Origin of the sequence: Nocardioides scoriae (assembly GCF_900104965.1) — a bacterium.
GTDB lineage: Bacteria > Actinomycetota > Actinomycetes > Propionibacteriales > Nocardioidaceae > Marmoricola > Marmoricola scoriae.
In genome coordinates, this window is record NZ_LT629757.1 from 1,374,685 (window position 1) to 1,391,186 (window position 16,502).

Here is a 16,502-nt window from a genome sequence, read left to right on the forward strand (position 1 = left end):
GGGCGCCGTCGCGTCAGACGCTGGCGGAGCCGCTGGGCAGCGGGGCGCGCCAGTTGCGGAGCAGGGCGAGCATGCGGAAGCCGAAGCACAGGGCGACGCCGGGGAAGGTGACGGCCCACTCGGGGGCGCCGAGGCCGGCGGCGACGACGGCCCAGGTGGCGCCGAGCAGGGCGGGGGTGGCGTACAGCTCGCTGGAGAAGATGACGGGCACGCGTCCGGCCAGGAGGTCGCGGGCGATGCCGCCGCCGATGCCGGTGACCATGCCCATGAGGGCGGCGGGCACGGGGCCGAGCCCGAAGTCCAGGGCCTTGAGGGCACCGGTGACGCAGAACAGGCCGAGCCCGGCCGCGTCGAAGACGGTGGTGACGCGCTCGAGGCGGCCCAGCATGGGGTGGAAGACGAAGGTGAGCAGGCCTGCGGCGACGGGGACCAGCAGGTAGCGCCAGTCGGCGAGCGCGGCGGGCGGGGTGGCGTCGATGAGGACGTCGCGCAGGAAGCCGCCGCCGAGACCGGTGGTGCCGGCCAGGACCAGCACGCCGAAGATGTCGAGCTGCTTGCGGACCGCGACCAGGCCGCCGGAGATGGCGAACACGAAGATGCCGCTCAGGTCGAGGACCAGGAGCAGCGTGCTCGGCCCGCCGGTCGGATCGCCCATGGGCCGACAGCCTAGGTAGGCTCGCCCCCCAGGTGGACACGAAGGGGCAGCGGACACATGCAGCACCTCACCCCGACGGGGCGCAGCGAGGACGGCTCACGGCTGATCCTGGTCAGCGACTCGGGTGAGGAGTACGCCGTCGACGTGGACGCCCGGTTGCGCGAGGTGCTGCGCGACCGACCAGCAGGTGCACCCTCCACCTCACGGGCCGCCCGCACCGGGCAGAAGCAGGAGAACACGATGGACAGCGCCCTGCGACCTCGCGACATCCAGGCGCGGATCCGGGCCGGCGAGTCCGCCGAGCAGGTGGCCCAGGCCGCCGGCACCCCGGTCGAGACGATCATGCCGTACGCCTCCCCCGTGCTCGCCGAGCGCGCCCACGTCGCCTACACCGCGCTCAAGGCCTCCGTGCGCCGCCCCGGCGGTCCGACCGGCGGCGCCCGGACCCTCGGCGAGGCGGTCGAGCAGTTCCTCGCCGAGCACCGCCTCCACGACGACGACGTCGAGTGGGACGCCTGGCGCCGGCCCGACGGCCGGTGGGCGCTGACCGCCGACGTCACCGTCGCGGGCCGCGACCGCCACGCCGAGCTCACCGCCGACCTGCCGGGCCGCTACGTGCTGGCCGAGAACGACGACGCCCGCCTGCTCACCGGCGAGCTCGTCGAGGACCGCGGCACCGGCGCCGTCGCCGCCGCCCCCCGGCGCCTCACCGCGCTGCGGCCGGGCGAGGACCTGCCGCTGGGCGACGACGCCATCGAGCTGGTCCGCGACCGCGAGGAGCCGTCGTCGACCGCCGAGGCCTTCGACCCCGGCGCCGACACCGCCGACGCCGACTGGATCGCCGACGGCGCCGCCCCCGTCGAGGAGCCGACCAGCGCACCCGCCCACGAGGACGGCCTCGACGACGCCGGCCACGACCACGCCGACGAGCGCGACCCCGACCTCGAGGACACCGTCGCCGTCCCCCGCACCGACGACGGGCCCCACGACGAGCAGCCGGAGGCCGACGACGAGCCCGTCGTCCCCGCCGCGGACCCGGAGGTCGTCGACGCGGAGCTGGAGGCCCGGTCCGGGCCCGAGCCCGACCAGGACGAGCTGGACCTGGGCGTCCCGCCCCAGTCGGCCGAGGAGAAGCAGCGCACGGCCCGCAGGAAGCGCGCGTCGGTGCCGTCGTGGGACGAGATCATGTTCGGCGGCGGCGGGTCCGACTCCTAGTCCCGAGCCCTCGCCCTTTGCCGTTACCTGACGGTAATCTCGGCCGATCCCCGCAGGCACGATCCGCAGGCACGATCCGAGAGAGTGGTGCACCCGCATGGCCTACTTCGTCACCGGCGCGACCGGCTTCATCGGCCGCTACCTCGTCACCGAGCTGGTCGAGAACCGCGAGGGCACCATCTACGCGCTGTGCCGCGAGGGCTCCCGGGCACGGCTGCAGGCGCTGGTGGACCAGTGGGGCGAGGACCGGGTGGTGCCGGTCGTCGGCGACCTCTCCGAGCCCGACCTCGGCGTCGACCCGCAGTGGATCGCCGAGCACCGCGGCGACGTCGACCACGTCTTCCACCTCGCCGCCATCTACGACATGACCGCGAGCGACGAGCTCAACGAGCAGCTCAACGTCGGCGGCACCCGCAACGCGGTGGCGCTGGCCGAGCACCTGGGCGCCGGCTGCTTCCACCAGGTCTCCTCCGTCGCGGCGTCCGGCGACTTCGTCGGGGTCTTCGACGAGACCATGTTCGACGAGGGCCAGCGGCTGCCGTCGCCCTACCACCGCACCAAGTTCGAGTCCGAGCGGATCGTGCGCGAGGAGTGCGAGGTCCCGTGGCGGGTCTACCGGCCCGCGGTGGTCGTCGGCGACTCCGAGACCGGGGCCATGGACAAGGTCGACGGGCCCTACTACTTCTTCCCGCTGCTCAAGCGGATGCGCGACGCCCTGCCCGGCTGGGTGCCGCTGGTGGGCGTCGACCTCGGCGACACCAACGTGGTGCCGGTCGACTACGTCGCCAAGGCGATGGACCACCTCGCCCACGTGCCCGGCCACGACGGGGAGGCCTTCCACCTCGTCAACCCCGAGCCCATGAACACCGTCGGCCTGGTCAACACCTTCGCCGCGGCCGCCAACGCACCGCGGTTCGCGGTGCCGGTCGACCGCACCGTCACCGGCCTGCTGCCGACCCAGCTGCTCCCCCGGGCGCTGCGGCCCGCCGCGCTGCTCGGCCGGGCGCTGCACCTGCCGCCGGTGCAGCTGGCCCTGGCGCAGACCATCGGGCGCCTCGGCATCCCGCCCGAGGTCCTCGGCCACGTGTCGTTCTCGTCGGTCTACGCCTCCCGCCGCACCGAGAGGGCGCTGGCCGGCTCCGGCATCTCGGTGCCCGACCTCGACTCCTACGCCCCGGCGCTGTGGTCGTGGTGGGAGGAGAAGCTCGACGACTCGATCAAGGACGACGGCGCGGCCGTGCGGGCGCTGGCCAACAAGACCGTCGTCATCACCGGCGCCAGCTCCGGCATCGGCCTGGTCACCGCCGTCCAGGTCGCCAGGGCCGGCGGCGTGCCGGTCCTGGTCGCGCGCGGCCGCGAGAAGCTCGACGACACGGTGCGACTCATCCAGGCGCAGGGCGGCACGGCACACGCCTATCCCTGCGACCTGTCCGACCTCGACGCCATCGACGCGCTCACCAAGCAGCTGCGCGAGGACTTCGACCACGTCGACTTCGTCGTCAACAACGCCGGCCGCTCGATCCGCCGGTCGCTGAAGCTGAGCGAGGACCGCTTCCACGACTTCGAGCGCACCATGCAGCTCAACTACTACGGCGCCATCCGGCTCGTCATGGGGCTGCTCCCGGCGATGCGCGAGCAGCAGTCGGGCCACATCGTCAACGTCTCCTCGATCGGCGTGCTGACCAGCCCGCCCCGGTTCTCGGCGTACGTCGCCTCCAAGGCCGCGCTCGACGCCTGGAGCAACGTGGTCTCCAGCGAGCTCGTGGGCGACGGGATCTCCTTCACCACGATCCACATGCCGCTCGTGCGCACGCCGATGATCGCGCCGACCAAGCTCTACGACCGGTTCCCGACCATCAGCCCCGGCCAGGCGGCCCGCAAGGTGATCACCGCGCTGGTCGACCGGCCCCACGAGATCAACACCAAGACCGGCAACCTGGGCGCGCTGGCCCACACGCTGGCGCCCAAGACGGCCTTCCGGATCCTGCACCTGGCCTACCAGGTCTTCCCCGACTCGACCGCCGCCAAGGCCGGCACCACCCCGGCCGGCAAGTCTGAGAGCGAGCAGCTGCTGCTGGCCCGGCTGCTGCAGGGCGTGCACTGGTAGCCCGTGCAGGTCTTCCACATCGCCACCGCCGCCGACTGGGCGGCCGCCCGGCGCTCGGGCGCCTACACCACCTCGACGCGCGGCCGCACGCTGGAGCAGGAGGGGTTCCTGCACGCCTCGCGCCGCGAGCAGGTGCCCGGCACCTACCGGGCCTTCTACGCCGATGCCCGCGAGCCGCTGGTGCTGCTCACCATCGAGACCGACCGCCTCGACGTGCCGTGGCGCGAGGACGAGGTGGGCCAGGACCGGTTCCCCCACATCTACGGCCCGCTGTCGCCCGACGCGGTGGTGGCCGCGCAGCCGTTCGCGGCCGACGGCAGCCTGCCGTCGTTCACGCGGCTGTTCGTCGGCGAGATGCTGTGGCGGGTCGGGCTGGCGGTCGTCGCGATGCTGCTGGCCGGCCTCGGGGCGCAGCTCGCCGGGCTGAGCGGCACCGACGGCGCCCCGCTGGTGGGGGCGCTGGCCGGGCTGGCGCTCGGCGTCGTGGTGTTCGTCGTCGTGCTGCGCCGCCGGCGCTGAGGCTCAGGCGCGGCGGGTGCCGCTGGCCATCACCCGCTGGACGCGGTCGAAGGTCGCCAGCACGCTGAGCGCCTCGTCCCGCAGCGCCTCCAGCGCCGGGTCGCCGCCGGGGTCGGTGCCGCGGGCCTCCTCCCACAGCGCCCGCTCCTGTGCCGCCCAGTCGTCGCACTCCTCGACCTCGACGTCCTCGAAGCCCGCGACCACGAGGCCGTCGGCGAGCCGGAGCCGGCGCATCGAGGCGGGCACCTGCTCGTCGGCGGCGTCGCGCGGCTCCCAGGCGGTGAGGACCAGGCGCCCGCCGGGGCGCAGCACCCGCGCCACCTCGGCGTACGCCGCGTCGGGCCGCTCGGCGAACTGCACCGAGTCGAGGCAGATCACGGCGTCGACGCTGGCGTCCTCGAGCCCGGTGTCGGTCAGCGAGCCGACCCGGAAGGTCGCGTCGCGCTCCTGGCGGGCCGCCTCGGCCGTGGCCTGGCGCACCGCCTCGGCCGAGAAGTCGATCCCGAGCAGCCGGGCGCGGGTCCGCGAGGCCACCTCGAGGCCGTAGCCGCCCTGCCCGCAGGCCAGGTCGAGCAGCAGCTCGTCGGGCGCCAGCCAGAGCGCGCTGGTGACCGCGGCCAGGCCGTCGAGGGGCACCAGCCCGGTGACCGTGCGCGACAGCTCGGGGGACAGCCCGAGGTGGCGCTGCTCCAGGTCGTCGCGGGCGGTCGAGGCGTCGAGGTCGGCGTACCACCGGTCGAAGTCCTCCGCGGTGTACGCCGAGTCGCTCATGCCCGGAGCCTAGTGCTCCGCGACGCCCCCGGACGGCGTCGGCCCGGTGGCCACGGGCCGCGCGGGGTCGCGCACCCACTCGCTCCAGGAGCCGGGGTAGAGCGCGCCGTCGAGGCCGGCGACCGCCATCGCGAGCAGGTCGTGGGCCGCCGTGACCCCGCTGCCGCAGTACACGGCCGTCTCGCGGCCGCGCGCCGCGGCGTACACCTCGGCGAGCTCGGTGGGGCTGCGGAACCGGCCGTCGTCGGCCAGGTTGGCGCTGGTGGGGGCGTTGACCGCCCCGGGCACGTGGCCGGCCACGGGGTCGACCGGCTCGGTCTCGCCGGCGTAGCGGGGCGCCTCGCGGGCGTCGAGCAGCAGGCCGCGCGCCGCGACGTCGAGCACCTCCTCGGGCCCGACGGTCGGCACCGACCCCGGGCGGACCACGAGGTCGCCGGGCTCGGGAGCCCCGGCGCCCGTCGCGACCGGGTGCCCCGCGCCGACCCAGGCGCCCCAGCCACCGTCGAGGACCCGCACGGACCCGTGGCCGGCCCAGCGCAGCAGCCACCAGCAGCGGGCGGCTGCGCGCCCCTGCCAGTCGTCGTAGACCACGACCGGACGTCCCTCCCGCACCCCGGCGGCCCGGAGCGCGGCCTGCAGGTCGGCCGGGTCCGGCAGCGGGTGCCGACCGCCGTCGCCGGGCGGAGCGGCCAGCGCACCGTCCAGGTCGACGTACGCCGCGCCGGGCACGTGGCCGCGCTCGAACTCCGCCCCGCCGGGCGGCCCGCCCATCCGGTAGCGGACGTCGAGCAGGGTGGGCGCCGGCTCGTCCTCGAGCAGGCGGGCGAGCTCGTCGACGGCGATCAGCGGGTGCGGGGCGGCGGTCGGCTGCATGGCATGATCCTGCCCCGTGGCCGAACTACAGTTCTTCACCGGGACCATGGACTCGGGGAAGAGCACGCTGGCGTTGCAGACCAACCACAACCACGCCGCACGCGGTCGCCTGGGGCGGATCTTCACCACCCACGACCGCGCCGGGCAGGCGCTGATCTCCTCCCGGCTGGGCCTGACCCACGACGCGCTCGAGGTCGAGGAGGACTTCGACTTCTGGCGCTACGTCGTCGACCAGCTGACCCGGGGGCAGCGCATCGACTACCTGGTGTGCGACGAGGTGCAGTTCTACTCCGGCCGCCAGGTCGAGGACCTGGCCAAGGTCGTCGACGAGCTGCAGATCGACGTGTTCGCCTTCGGCATCCTCAGCGACTTCCGCACGCAGCTCTTCGAGGGCTCGCGCCGCATGGTCGAGCTCGCCGACCGGATGCACGTGCTCCAGGTCGAGGCGCTGTGCTGGTGCGGCAAGCGGGCCACCCACAACGCCCGCTCGGTCGACGGCACCATGGTCGTCGAGGGCGAGCAGGTCGTGGTCGGCGACGTCGAGGACCAGTCGGCGCCGCCGGCCGAGGTCGTCTACGAGGTGCTCTGCCGCGCCCACCACCGGCGCCGGATGACCGCCGCCCGCGCGCGTGCGATCTCGATGATCGCCGAGCCGCTCCCCTTCGCCTGAGCCCCGACGGGCGCCGGCAGAGGGGCCCGGCGGGGCCCCCTCAGCAGACCAGGAGGGGGATGAGCATCTCCTGCGGGGTCAGCGAGCCGTGCAGGCCGACCAGGGTGGTCTCGTAGGCGAAGTCGGTGGTGCTGAACAGCCCCCAGGTGCCGTGCGCCGCGGCCACGACGTCGCCGATGCGCGGCCGCACGCCCGCGTCGACCGGGCCGAACCAGCCGCGCGCGGTGGCCTGCTCGCGGGTCAGCACGGTCGCGCGCTCCCCCAGCACCTCGCGCCAGGTGGCCGCGACGTCGTCGACGGCCCCGTCGTGGCAGTAGACGTGGCGGAACCGGGCCTCGCCGCCGAGCAGCGTGACGCCGTCGCGCAGCCCGGGCAGCACGTCGACGTCGACGCGGGTCTCGGGGCCGCAGTCGACCATCCCGTGGTCGGCCACGACCACGATCCGCACCTCCGGCGGCAGTGCGTCGCGCAGCTCCTGGACGTCCTCGTCGACGTCGCGCAGCTGCCCCCGCCACCGCTGGGAGTCCACGCCCGCGCGGTGGCCGTGCCAGTCGAGGTCGCCGTCGTAGACGTAGGTCAGCGAGGGCCGGTGGGCAGCGGCCGCCACCGCGCCGGCGACCCGCTCGGCGATGTCGTCGGCCCCGACGTACGCCGCGCCCCGCTGGCCGCAGCGGGTGAGCCCGGACCCGGCGAACTCGCGCTTGCTCACCACGGTCGTGCGGACCCCCAGCGCCTCCAGGCGCGCGAAGGCGGTGGGGTGGGGCTGCCAGTCGAGCGGGTCGACGTCACGGTCCCAGAACAGCGCGTTGAGCAGCTCGCCGGTGGCCGGCACGCGCGAGGTGAAGCCCACCAGGCCGTGCTGGCCGGGCGCCAGCGCGGTGCCGAGCGAGGTCAGCGAGGTCGCGGTGGTCGAGGGCACCCCGCAGGTGGCGGGCGGCGTGCCCAGCAGGGAGTGCAGGTAGGGCGCCTGGGCGCGGTGCTCGGCGAGCAGCTCGTGGCCGAGGCCGTCGACCAGCACCACGACGTACGCCGGGGCCGGTGGCAGCTCGAGGCTGCTGGCGTGGCCGCCGAGGTCCACCCCGAGCGCCCGCGCGACGGCCGGCAGCACGTCGGCCAGGGTCCGGCCGGCGGCGTCGGCGGAGGACCACGCCGGGGCGAGGAACCCCGTGGCGGGGCCCGACCCCCACGCCCCCTGCGTCACCGGGGCGCTCAGCCGTGCGTGCGGGCCGAGAGGCTCTCGGCGAAGACGAGCAGGTCGTCGACCGCCTGCTGGCCGTCGGCGGCGGAGCTGACCCGCAGCGAGAAGTCGTCGGAGGCGAGCACGCCGGTGTAGCCGTGGTCGGCCTCGCACTCGGGGTCGGCGCAGCCCGCCGGCTCCAGGTCGAGCCGGTTGAGGCCACCCCAGCCCACGGTCAGCACGGCCTCGCTGGGCACGGGCTGGCCGCGGCCGGCGAACGACTCGGGGTTGGCCACCATCCGGTTGACCACGACCGAGCGCACCGAGGACAGCCGCACCGCCTCGGTGGAGGTCGAGGTGTAGGGCTCGGGCAGCAGGTCGTCGGGGGCGTGCTCGTCGGTGTGGCACAGGATCAGCCGGCTGTCGGTGAGCACCACGACGGTGATGTGGCGACGCACCTCGTCGCGGTCGATCGTCGGCTCGTGGTGGACGAGGAAGGCGTCGACCTGCTCGCCCGCGACGGCGGCGCGGACGCCCGCGGCCACGACCTCGGGGTAGTACCCGGTCTTCTCGATGGCGGCCACGAGGGCGCCGAACCGGTCCGGGGACGTGACGGTGCGCATGCGGGTCAGTCTGTCACGGCCCGTGGACGGCCTCAGCCGGGCAGCGTGTCGCCCGCCGGGGCCGTCAGCCGCCGGACGAACAGGTCCGAGCGGGCGTCGGCGACCGGCGCCACCCGGCCGGTGGCGTGCAGCACCGTGACGCCCCCGGCGGTCGCGTGCACCAGCACCAGGTCGAGCTGGCTGACCTGCGGCAGGTCGATCTTGAGCTGCGCGACCCGACGGATCAGGTCCTCGACCGCGGCCACGTCGACCTGCTCGCTGCCGCGGAAGCCGAACAGCAGCGGCGCGGCCTTGACCGAGCGCACCGTCTCCGCGGCGTCCACCGCGCTGATGGGCGGGATCCGGAAGGCCTTGTCACCGACGAGGTCGGTCAGCGCCCCGGCGATGCCGAAGGAGACGGCCGGGCCGAACAGCGGGTCCTCGAGGCCGCCGATGGCGATCGGCACGCCCGGGGAGGCGGTGCGCTGCACCACGAACTCCGCGTCGGCCGGGTCCGCGATCAGCTCCATGAGCGAGGCCCAGGCGTCGCGCATGTCGTCCTCGTCGTCGATGTTGCGCCACACGTGGGCCAGGTCGGGACGCTGGCGCAGCCGCTCGGCGGTCGCCTTGAGCACGACGTCCCAGCCGAGCTGACGGGCGGCGGCCAGCGCCTCCTCCACCGAGTGGACGTGCACGCGCTCCCACAGGTCGACCCCGTAGTGGCCCAGCAGCGCCTGCAGCTCGACGTCGGAGAGGTTCTTGCCCTGGGGGTGGTGCATCAGCAGCTCGTTGACCTGGCGGGTCGCGGCCTCGAGGTCGACGTGCTCGAGGACGGCGCCGTCCTGGTCGTCGCGGTCGCGCCACGCGGCGTACTCCACGACGCGGGCGAGCGCGCGCACCGCGGCCTCGACCGCCTGGTAGGACGGCACCGACCCGCGGCCGGCGGTGTCGCCCGAGAGGTCGGGCACGCGGAGCAGCTCGGGCACGCCCTCGCGGCCCAGGAAGGTCGAGACCAGCGGCTTGTCGGACTGCTCCCCCACCGCGGCCAGCACGTTGGCGACCTCCTCGCCGCCGGCGTCCAGCGGCGGGATGTAGACCGCGACGACGGCGTCGACGTGGTCGTCGTCGATGGCGGCGTCGAGCGCGTCCTCGAAGTCCTCGGCGGTGGCGTCGGCCCCCAGGGCGGTGGCGCTGGTGACCGTGAGCCCGTTGGCGACCGCGGCGTCGACGGCGAGCAGGCCCAGCGCGTCGGAGTTGCCGACGATGGCCACCCGGGAGCCGGACGGCAGCGGCTGGTGGGCCAGCAGCTGGGCGACGTCGAACATCTCCTCGAGCGTGTCGACCTGGAGGATGCCGGCCTGCTTGAACATCGCGTCGACGGCCTCGGGCGGCGCGGCGATCTGGCGCACGGCGTGGCCCATCGGCACCCCCTGGGTGGTGCGCCCCGAGCGGACGGCGATGATCGGCTTGGAGCGCGAGACGCGGCGCGCGATCCGGGAGAACTTGCGCGGGTTCCCGATGGACTCCAGGTAGAGCAGGATCACCTCGGTCGCCTCGTCCTCCTCCCAGTACTGCAGGAGGTCGTTGCCCGAGACGTCGGCGCGGTTGCCGGCGCTGACGAAGGTCGACAGGCCGAGGCCGCGGGCCCGGACCTTCTCCAGGATCGCGGTGCCGAGCGCGCCGGACTGGCAGAAGAAGCCCGCCCGGCCCCGCGGCGGCATCACCGGCGCGAGCGAGGCGTTGAGCGACACCGCGGAGGCGGTGTTGATGACGCCGAGGCAGTTGGGGCCGATCAGCCGCAGGCCGTAGGAGCGGGCCAGCCCGACCAGCTTGCGCTGCCGCTTGCGACCCTCCTCGCCGGTCTCGGCGAAGCCGCTGGAGATGACCACGAGGCCGTGCACGCCCTTGGCCGCGCAGTCGAGCACGACGTCCTGCACCTTGTCGGCCGGCACCGCCACGATCGCGACGTCGACGTCGCCGGGGATGTCGCCGACCGTGGCGTACGACGGCATGCCGGCCACCGAGTCGGCCGCGGGGTTCACGACGTACACCCGGCCGGCGTAGTCGCCCAGCACCAGGTTGCGCACCAGCGTGGCGCCGATGGTGTCGCGGCGGCGGGAGGCGCCGATGACGGCGACCGAGCCGGCGTTGAGGAAGGCGGCGATCGAGGCGGCCTCGGAGCGGTGCTCGCGGGCGGCGATCACGCCGATCGAGGTCTCGGTGGGGTCGATGTCGAACTCGAGGTGCATCACCCCCTCCTCCCAGCCGCCCTTGACCGAGTAGCCCTGCTCGCGGAAGACCTGGATCATCCGGCGGTTGTCGGGCAGCACCTCGGCCACGAAGCGCTTCACGCCGCGCTCGCGACCGGCCTGGGCGAGGTGCTCGAGCAGCACCTGGCCGATGCCGCGGCCCTGGTGCTGGTCCTGGACGAGGAAGGCCACCTCGGCGCGCTCGGCGTCGAGCAGGTCGTATCGGCCCACGGCGAGGATCTTCTGGGCCAGGGTGATCACGAAGGCCACCCGCTGGCGGTGGTCGACGGTGGTGAAGCGCGCGACGTCGCGGTCCGAGAGGGTCGGCATCGGGGCGAAGAAGCGGTAGTACTTCGACTGCTGGGAGACCTGGGCGTAGAACTCGACGAGCCCCTCGGCGTCGCTGGGCAGGATCGGGCGCAGGTGGGCGGTCCGGCCGTCGCGGAGGAGGACGTCGGCCTCCCAGTGCTCGGGGTAGTCCCGGGGGGCGGGAGACGGCGTCTCGGTCTCCAGGCTGGTCACGGCTGAAATGTACCGTCCGGGGCTCGACGGCGCGCCCGGTCGAGCAGCGCGGCGGGCGTTGGGGAGAATCGCCCGCATGGCCCGTCGCACAGCAGCGCCTCCCCCGGAGGACTTCGAGGAGCACATCGTCGACATCGACGTCGGCGACGAGATGCGCACCAGCTTCCTGGAGTACGCCTACTCCGTCATCTACTCCCGGGCGCTGCCCGACGCCCGCGACGGGCTCAAGCCCGTCCAGCGCCGGATCCTCTACGCCATGCACGACATGGGGCTGCGCCCCGACCGCGGGCACGTGAAGTCCTCCCGCGTCGTCGGCGAGGTCATGGGCCGCTTCCACCCGCACGGCGACGGCGCGATCTACGACGCCCTGGTGCGGATGTCGCAGTCCTTCTCGATGCGGCTGCCGACGGTCGACGGCCACGGCAACTTCGGCTCGCCCGACGACCCGCCCGCCGCGATGCGCTACACCGAGGCCCGGATGGCCCCGGCCGCCGTCGCCATGACCGGCAGCATCGACGAGGACACCGTCGACTTCCGCCCCAACTACGACGGCCGCGAGCAGGAGCCCTCGGTGCTGCCCGCCGCGATCCCGCACCTGGTGGTCAACGGCGCCGCCGGCATCGCGGTCGGCATGGCGACCAACATCGCCCCGCACAACCTGGTCGAGGTCGTCCAGGCGCTGCGCCACCTGGTCAAGACGCCCGGCGCCGACCTCGACGCCCTGATGCGCTTCGTCCCCGGGCCCGACCTGCCCACCGGCGGCAAGATCATCGGCCTCGACGGGGTGCGTGACGCCTACGAGTCGGGGCGCGGCAGCTTCAAGATGCGCGCGACCACCCGCATCGAGTCGGTCACCGCCCGCCGCAAGGGCATCGTCGTGACCGAGCTGCCGTACGGCGTGGGCACCGAGCGCGTGATCGCCGCGATCAAGAAGCTGGTGCAGACCAAGAAGCTCCAGGGCATCGCCGACGTCAAGGACCTCACCGACCGCGAGCAGGGCCTGCGGCTGGTGATCGAGGTCAAGAACGGCTTCCACCCCGAGGCGATCCTCGAGCAGCTGTTCCGCAGCACCCCGCTCGAGGAGTCCTTCGGCATCAACGCGGTGGCCCTGGTCGACGGCCAGCCCCGCACGCTCGGGCTCAAGGAGATGCTCGAGGTCTTCCTGGGGCACCGCTTCGACGTGGTCCGTCGGCGCTCGACGTACCGCCGCGGCAAGGCCCACGACCGGCTCCACCTCGTCGAGGGCCTGCTCACCGCGATCCTCGACATCGACGAGGTGATCGCGCTGATCCGCTCCAGCGACAACGCCGAGCAGGCGCGCGAGCGGCTCACCACGGTGTTCGACCTCAGCGAGGTCCAGGCGACCTACATCCTCGACATGCCGCTGCGCCGGCTGACGAGGTTCTCCACGCTCGAGCTCGACCAGGAGGCCGCCGAGCTGCGCGCCACCATCGAGGCCCTCGACGAGGTCCTCGGCGACGACACCAAGCTGCGGGCCGTGGTCTCCCAGGAGCTGGCCGACGTCGCGAAGACCTACGGCACCCCGCGGCGCACCGTGCTGCTGGAGTCCTCGGGCCAGACCGCGACGGCCAGCACGCCGCTCGAGGTCGCCGACGACCCCTGCTACGTCTTCCTGTCCTCCTCGGGGCTGCTGGCCCGCACCACCTCGCTCGAGGCCCCCGGCGAGCGCGAGGGCCGTGTGCGCCACGACGTCGTCGTGTCCGCGGTCGCCACGACGGCCCGCGGCGAGATCGGCGTGGTCACCTCGGCCGGGCGCGTGGTGAAGCTGCCCGTCCTCGACCTGCCCACCCTGCCCAGCACCGCCAGCCACCCCCACCTGCAGGGCGGGGCGCCGGTCGGCGAGTTCGTCACGCTCGACGGCGAGCGGGTGCTGGCCCTGACCGGCTTCGACCCCGGCTCCCCCGGGCTGGCGCTGGGCACCCGCCAGGGCGTGGTCAAGCGGGTCAACCCCGAGTTCCTCGCCGCGCGCGACGACTGGGAGGTCATCGGCCTCAAGGACGGCGACGAGGTCGTCGGGGCGGTCGAGCTGCGCACCGGCGAGGAGGAGCTGTGCTTCGTCACCAGCGACGCCCAGCTGCTCCACTTCGCGGCCTCCGGGGTGCGCCCGCAGGGTCGGGCCGGTGGCGGCATCGCCGGCATCAAGCTCGGCCCGAAGGCCAGGGTCGTGTCCTTCGGGGCCGTCGACCCCGAGGGCGCCGTGCTGGTCTCGGTCTCGGGCGCCTCGTCGGCGCTGCCGGGCACGGAGGCCGGCTCGGTCAAGGTGACGCCGTTCTCGGAGTACCCCGCCAAGGGCCGCGCCACGGGCGGGGTCCGGTGCCACCGGTTCCTGCGGGGCGAGGACACCCTGGTGCTGGCCGCCGTGGTGCCCTCCCCGCCGGCGGCCGCGGCCGACAGCGGCGCACCGGTCGACCTGCCCGAGCCGGTGGAGCGCCGCGACGGCTCCGGCGTGCCGGCCAGCCAGCCGGTCGTCGCGGTCTCGGGTCCCGTGTCCGCGCTGCTGCCCCCGGCCGTGCCGGGCGACGTGGCAGGCTGAGCCGCATGCTGCCCCCTTCCCCGGCCCGCCGCCCGGCCCGTCGTGCCCGTCCCCTGGTCGCGGCGGTCGCCGTGCTGGCCACCCTCTCGCTCGCCGCGTGCGGTGGCGGCGACGAGGCCGCCGCCGAGAAGACGCCCACCCAGGTGCTCGCCGCCGCCAAGAAGCAGTTCGACGACGCCGCCAGCGTCCGGATCGAGCTGAGCACCGACTCGGTGCCCGAGGCCGGCAACGGCGTCCTGGGCGCCAGCGGGGTGGTCACGGACGCCCCGGCCTTCGAGGGCGACGTCAAGGTGCTGCTGAGCGGCATCACCGCGACCGTGCCGGTCACCTCCGTCGGCGGCACGGTCTACGCGAAGCTGCCGCTCACCACGAAGTACGCCGCGATCGACCCCGAGGAGTACGGCGCCCCCGACCCGGCCGACTTCGGCGACCCCGACCAGGGCCTGTCCTCGCTGCTGACCGAGGTCGAGGGCGCGAAGAAGGGCGAGCAGACCCGCGACGGGGACCAGGTGCTGACCACCTACTCCGGCACCCTGCCCGGCGCCTCGGTCAAGCGGATCGTGCCGAGCGCCGACGCGAGGTCCGACTACCCGACCAAGGTCGGCGTCGACGACTCCGGCCAGGCCACCTCGGTCACCATCACCGGGCCGTTCTTCTCCGACGGCGCCGACGTGACCTACGACGTGGGGTTCTCGCAGTACGACCGCGACGTCACGATCGCCAAGCCGACCTCCTGACCTGACCCGTGGCCAGCGACGCCGTCCGGGCGGCACCCGAGCACCCCACCCCGGACCCCGTCGCGCGGCTGCTGCTGGGCCTGGCGGCCGTGGCGGTCGCCTTCGCCGCCGCCGACACCTACGTGGTGGTGCTCGCGCTGCCCGACATGATGGGCTCGGTCGGCCTCTCGGTCGACGAGCTGCAGCGGGCCGCCCCGATCGTCAGCGGCTTCCTGCTCGGCTACGTCGCCATGCTGCCGCTCATCGGCCGCATCGCCGACCTGCGCGGCCGCACCCCGGTGCTGCTCGCCTCGCTGGTGGTGTTCTCGTTCGGTTCGCTGGTGACCGCCGCGGCGTACGACCTGCCGAGCCTGGTCGCCGGGCGCTTCCTCCAGGGCGTCGGCGGCGGTGGGCTGGTGCCGGTCACGCTGGCGCTGGTGGCCGACCTCTACCCCGCGGAGCGTCGCGGCGTGCCCCTGGGCGTGGTCGGCGCGGTGCAGGAGCTCGGCAGCGTGCTGGGGCCGCTGCTGGGGGCCGTGGTGCTGGCCGTCGGCGACTGGCGCGACATCTTCTGGCTCAACCTGGCCGTCGGGCTGCTGCTGGCCGCGGCGATCCGCGTGCTCGTGACCCGGCGCGCCGCCCTCGCCGGTCCGGCCGCCGGCCCCGCCCCTGGCCCCGACCCAGGCCCCGACCCTGGCCCCGACCCGGCGCGTCGGCGCCGGCCCGACGTCGTCGGGCTGCTGCTGGTGGCGCTGTCGCTGGTGGGGCTGCTGCTCGTGATGCGCCAGCCCGATGCCCTGGTCACCTCGGTCGCCTGGGGCGGGCCGTTCGTGCCGTACGCCGACGGCGGGTCGGTCTGGCTGTCCCCGGTCGGCACCGTCGTGGTGCTCCTGGGCCTCGCGACGCTGGCCTGGACGGTGCTCGCGCCGCGGCCGCTGTTCGACGCACGCGGGTGGTGGGCCTCGGTGCGCGAGGCCGACCTGGTGGGCGCCGCGCTGCTCTCGGTCGCGCTGGGCGGGGTGATCCTGGCCTTCGCGACCGCCGACCCCGAGGTGCAGGTCTTCTCCGAGGCCGGACCGGTCTACCTCGGCGTCGCCGCCCTGGCGGCCGTGCTCTTCGTGCTGCACAACCGGCGCGCGGCGGCCCCCCTGGTCCCCCACGGCGCCTTCCGCGAGCGGCCGGCGTGGGGCGCGGTGCTGGTCAGCTTCTTCGTCGGCTCGGCCCTGATCGCGGCCCTGGTGGACATCCCGATCTTCGCCCGGCTGACCGTCGCCGACGGCGACCAGCTGCGGGCGGCGCTGGTGCTCGTGGAGTTCCTCGTGGCGCTGCCGGTCGGCGCCCTGGTGGGCGGGTACGCCGTGCGCCGCGTGCCGGTCGCCCTCGTCGCCGCCGGCGGGATGCTGCTGGCCGCCGCCGGCTTCGCCGTGATGACCACCTGGGGACCCGACTCGATGGGCCGTCCCGTGGCCGTCGCGGTGCTGGCCCTGACCGGTCTGGGGTTCGGGCTGGCCCTGGCGCCGGTCAACGCCGCGCTGCTCGCCGCCACGCCCGACGCGGTGCACGGCGTCGCCAGCGCGCTGCTCGTGGTGGCCCGGATGGTCGGGATGCTGGTCGGCATCTCCGCGCTGACCACGATCGGGCTGCGGCGCTACTACGCCGTCCAGGGCGACATCCCGGCCCCCGTCGACGTCTGCGGCGGCACGAGCACCCGCTGCGCGGCGTACACCCGGCTGCTGGAGCTGGCCGGCCTGGAGCAGCTGCAGGCGATCTTCCTCGGGGCGGCGGTGTGCGCGGTGGTGGCCGCGGTGCTGGCCCTGCTGACGCTGCGGGTGCCCCGGGCGGGGCGCAGCACGACCGAGTGACCCACGTCGC

The 16,502-nt window shown here is 74.5% G+C and carries 13 protein-coding genes; 7 read left to right on the forward strand and 6 right to left on the reverse strand.

The window, feature by feature from the left end; genetic code table 11:
• Positions 1 to 13: 13 nt before the first annotated feature.
• Positions 14 to 655 (reverse strand): trimeric intracellular cation channel family protein, encoded by a 642-nt coding sequence (locus BLU55_RS06610; protein ID WP_091727507.1) that lies wholly within the window; start codon positions 653 to 655, stop codon positions 14 to 16.
• A 57-nt stretch (positions 656 to 712) separates the two neighbouring features.
• Between BLU55_RS06610 and sepH the strand changes: the two genes are divergently transcribed.
• From sepH to BLU55_RS06625, 3 genes are all read left to right on the forward strand, one after another.
• Positions 713 to 1,870: a septation protein SepH gene (gene sepH / locus BLU55_RS06615; RefSeq protein ID WP_091727510.1), complete on the forward strand. Its 1,158-nt coding sequence runs from the start codon at positions 713 to 715 to the stop codon at positions 1,868 to 1,870.
• Between the two features lie 97 nt (positions 1,871 to 1,967).
• A complete protein-coding gene (locus tag BLU55_RS06620; protein ID WP_091727513.1) occupies positions 1,968 to 3,977 on the forward strand; it encodes an SDR family oxidoreductase in 2,010 nt (669 codons plus the stop codon).
• Between the two features lie 3 nt (positions 3,978 to 3,980).
• Positions 3,981 to 4,496 carry a DUF952 domain-containing protein gene (locus tag BLU55_RS06625; RefSeq protein ID WP_091727515.1) on the forward strand — a complete coding sequence of 172 codons (516 nt, stop codon included), beginning with the start codon at positions 3,981 to 3,983 and terminating at the stop codon, positions 4,494 to 4,496.
• Positions 4,497 to 4,499: 3 nt separating this feature from the next.
• On the opposite strand, the gene BLU55_RS06630 is transcribed toward BLU55_RS06625, so the two are convergent.
• Together BLU55_RS06630 and BLU55_RS06635 are read right to left on the reverse strand one after the other, a co-directional pair.
• Positions 4,500 to 5,267 (reverse strand): class I SAM-dependent methyltransferase, encoded by a 768-nt coding sequence (locus BLU55_RS06630; protein ID WP_091727518.1) that lies wholly within the window; start codon positions 5,265 to 5,267, stop codon positions 4,500 to 4,502.
• A gap of 9 nt (positions 5,268 to 5,276) precedes the next feature.
• On the reverse strand, positions 5,277 to 6,140 hold the full coding sequence (locus BLU55_RS06635) for a sulfurtransferase (protein WP_091727521.1): 864 nt from the start codon (positions 6,138 to 6,140) through the stop codon (positions 5,277 to 5,279).
• Positions 6,141 to 6,156: 16 nt separating this feature from the next.
• On the opposite strand from BLU55_RS06635, the gene BLU55_RS06640 reads away from it, so the two are divergent.
• Positions 6,157 to 6,810, forward strand: coding sequence for a thymidine kinase (locus BLU55_RS06640; RefSeq protein ID WP_091727524.1), 654 nt, complete (start codon positions 6,157 to 6,159; stop codon positions 6,808 to 6,810).
• Between the two features lie 40 nt (positions 6,811 to 6,850).
• Here the strand turns inward: BLU55_RS06640 and BLU55_RS06645 are convergent, their stop codons facing one another.
• Genes BLU55_RS06645 through BLU55_RS06655 form a run of 3 tightly spaced genes read right to left on the reverse strand, consistent with a single transcriptional unit; the run spans position 6,851 to position 11,360 of the window.
• Positions 6,851 to 8,011, reverse strand: coding sequence for an alkaline phosphatase family protein (locus tag BLU55_RS06645; protein ID WP_091727528.1), 1,161 nt, complete (start codon positions 8,009 to 8,011; stop codon positions 6,851 to 6,853).
• A gap of 8 nt (positions 8,012 to 8,019) precedes the next feature.
• Entirely contained in the window at positions 8,020 to 8,610 is a 591-nt protein-coding gene (locus BLU55_RS06650; RefSeq protein ID WP_091727531.1) for a DUF5998 family protein, read from the reverse strand.
• Between the two features lie 32 nt (positions 8,611 to 8,642).
• Positions 8,643 to 11,360 (reverse strand): bifunctional acetate--CoA ligase family protein/GNAT family N-acetyltransferase, encoded by a 2,718-nt coding sequence (locus BLU55_RS06655; protein WP_231917086.1) that lies wholly within the window; start codon positions 11,358 to 11,360, stop codon positions 8,643 to 8,645.
• 76 nt (positions 11,361 to 11,436) lie between these two features.
• Between BLU55_RS06655 and BLU55_RS06660 the strand changes: the two genes are divergently transcribed.
• From BLU55_RS06660 to BLU55_RS06670, 3 genes are read left to right on the forward strand one after another with little or no spacing between them, the layout of a single operon-like run.
• On the forward strand, positions 11,437 to 13,914 hold the full coding sequence (locus BLU55_RS06660) for a DNA gyrase/topoisomerase IV subunit A (RefSeq protein WP_091727533.1): 2,478 nt from the start codon (positions 11,437 to 11,439) through the stop codon (positions 13,912 to 13,914).
• 5 nt (positions 13,915 to 13,919) lie between these two features.
• A complete protein-coding gene (locus BLU55_RS06665) occupies positions 13,920 to 14,651 on the forward strand; it encodes an LppX_LprAFG lipoprotein (protein WP_091727536.1) in 732 nt (243 codons plus the stop codon).
• Between the two features lie 8 nt (positions 14,652 to 14,659).
• Positions 14,660 to 16,492: an MFS transporter gene (locus tag BLU55_RS06670; RefSeq protein WP_091727539.1), complete on the forward strand. Its 1,833-nt coding sequence runs from the start codon at positions 14,660 to 14,662 to the stop codon at positions 16,490 to 16,492.
• Positions 16,493 to 16,502: the final 10 nt, after the last annotated feature.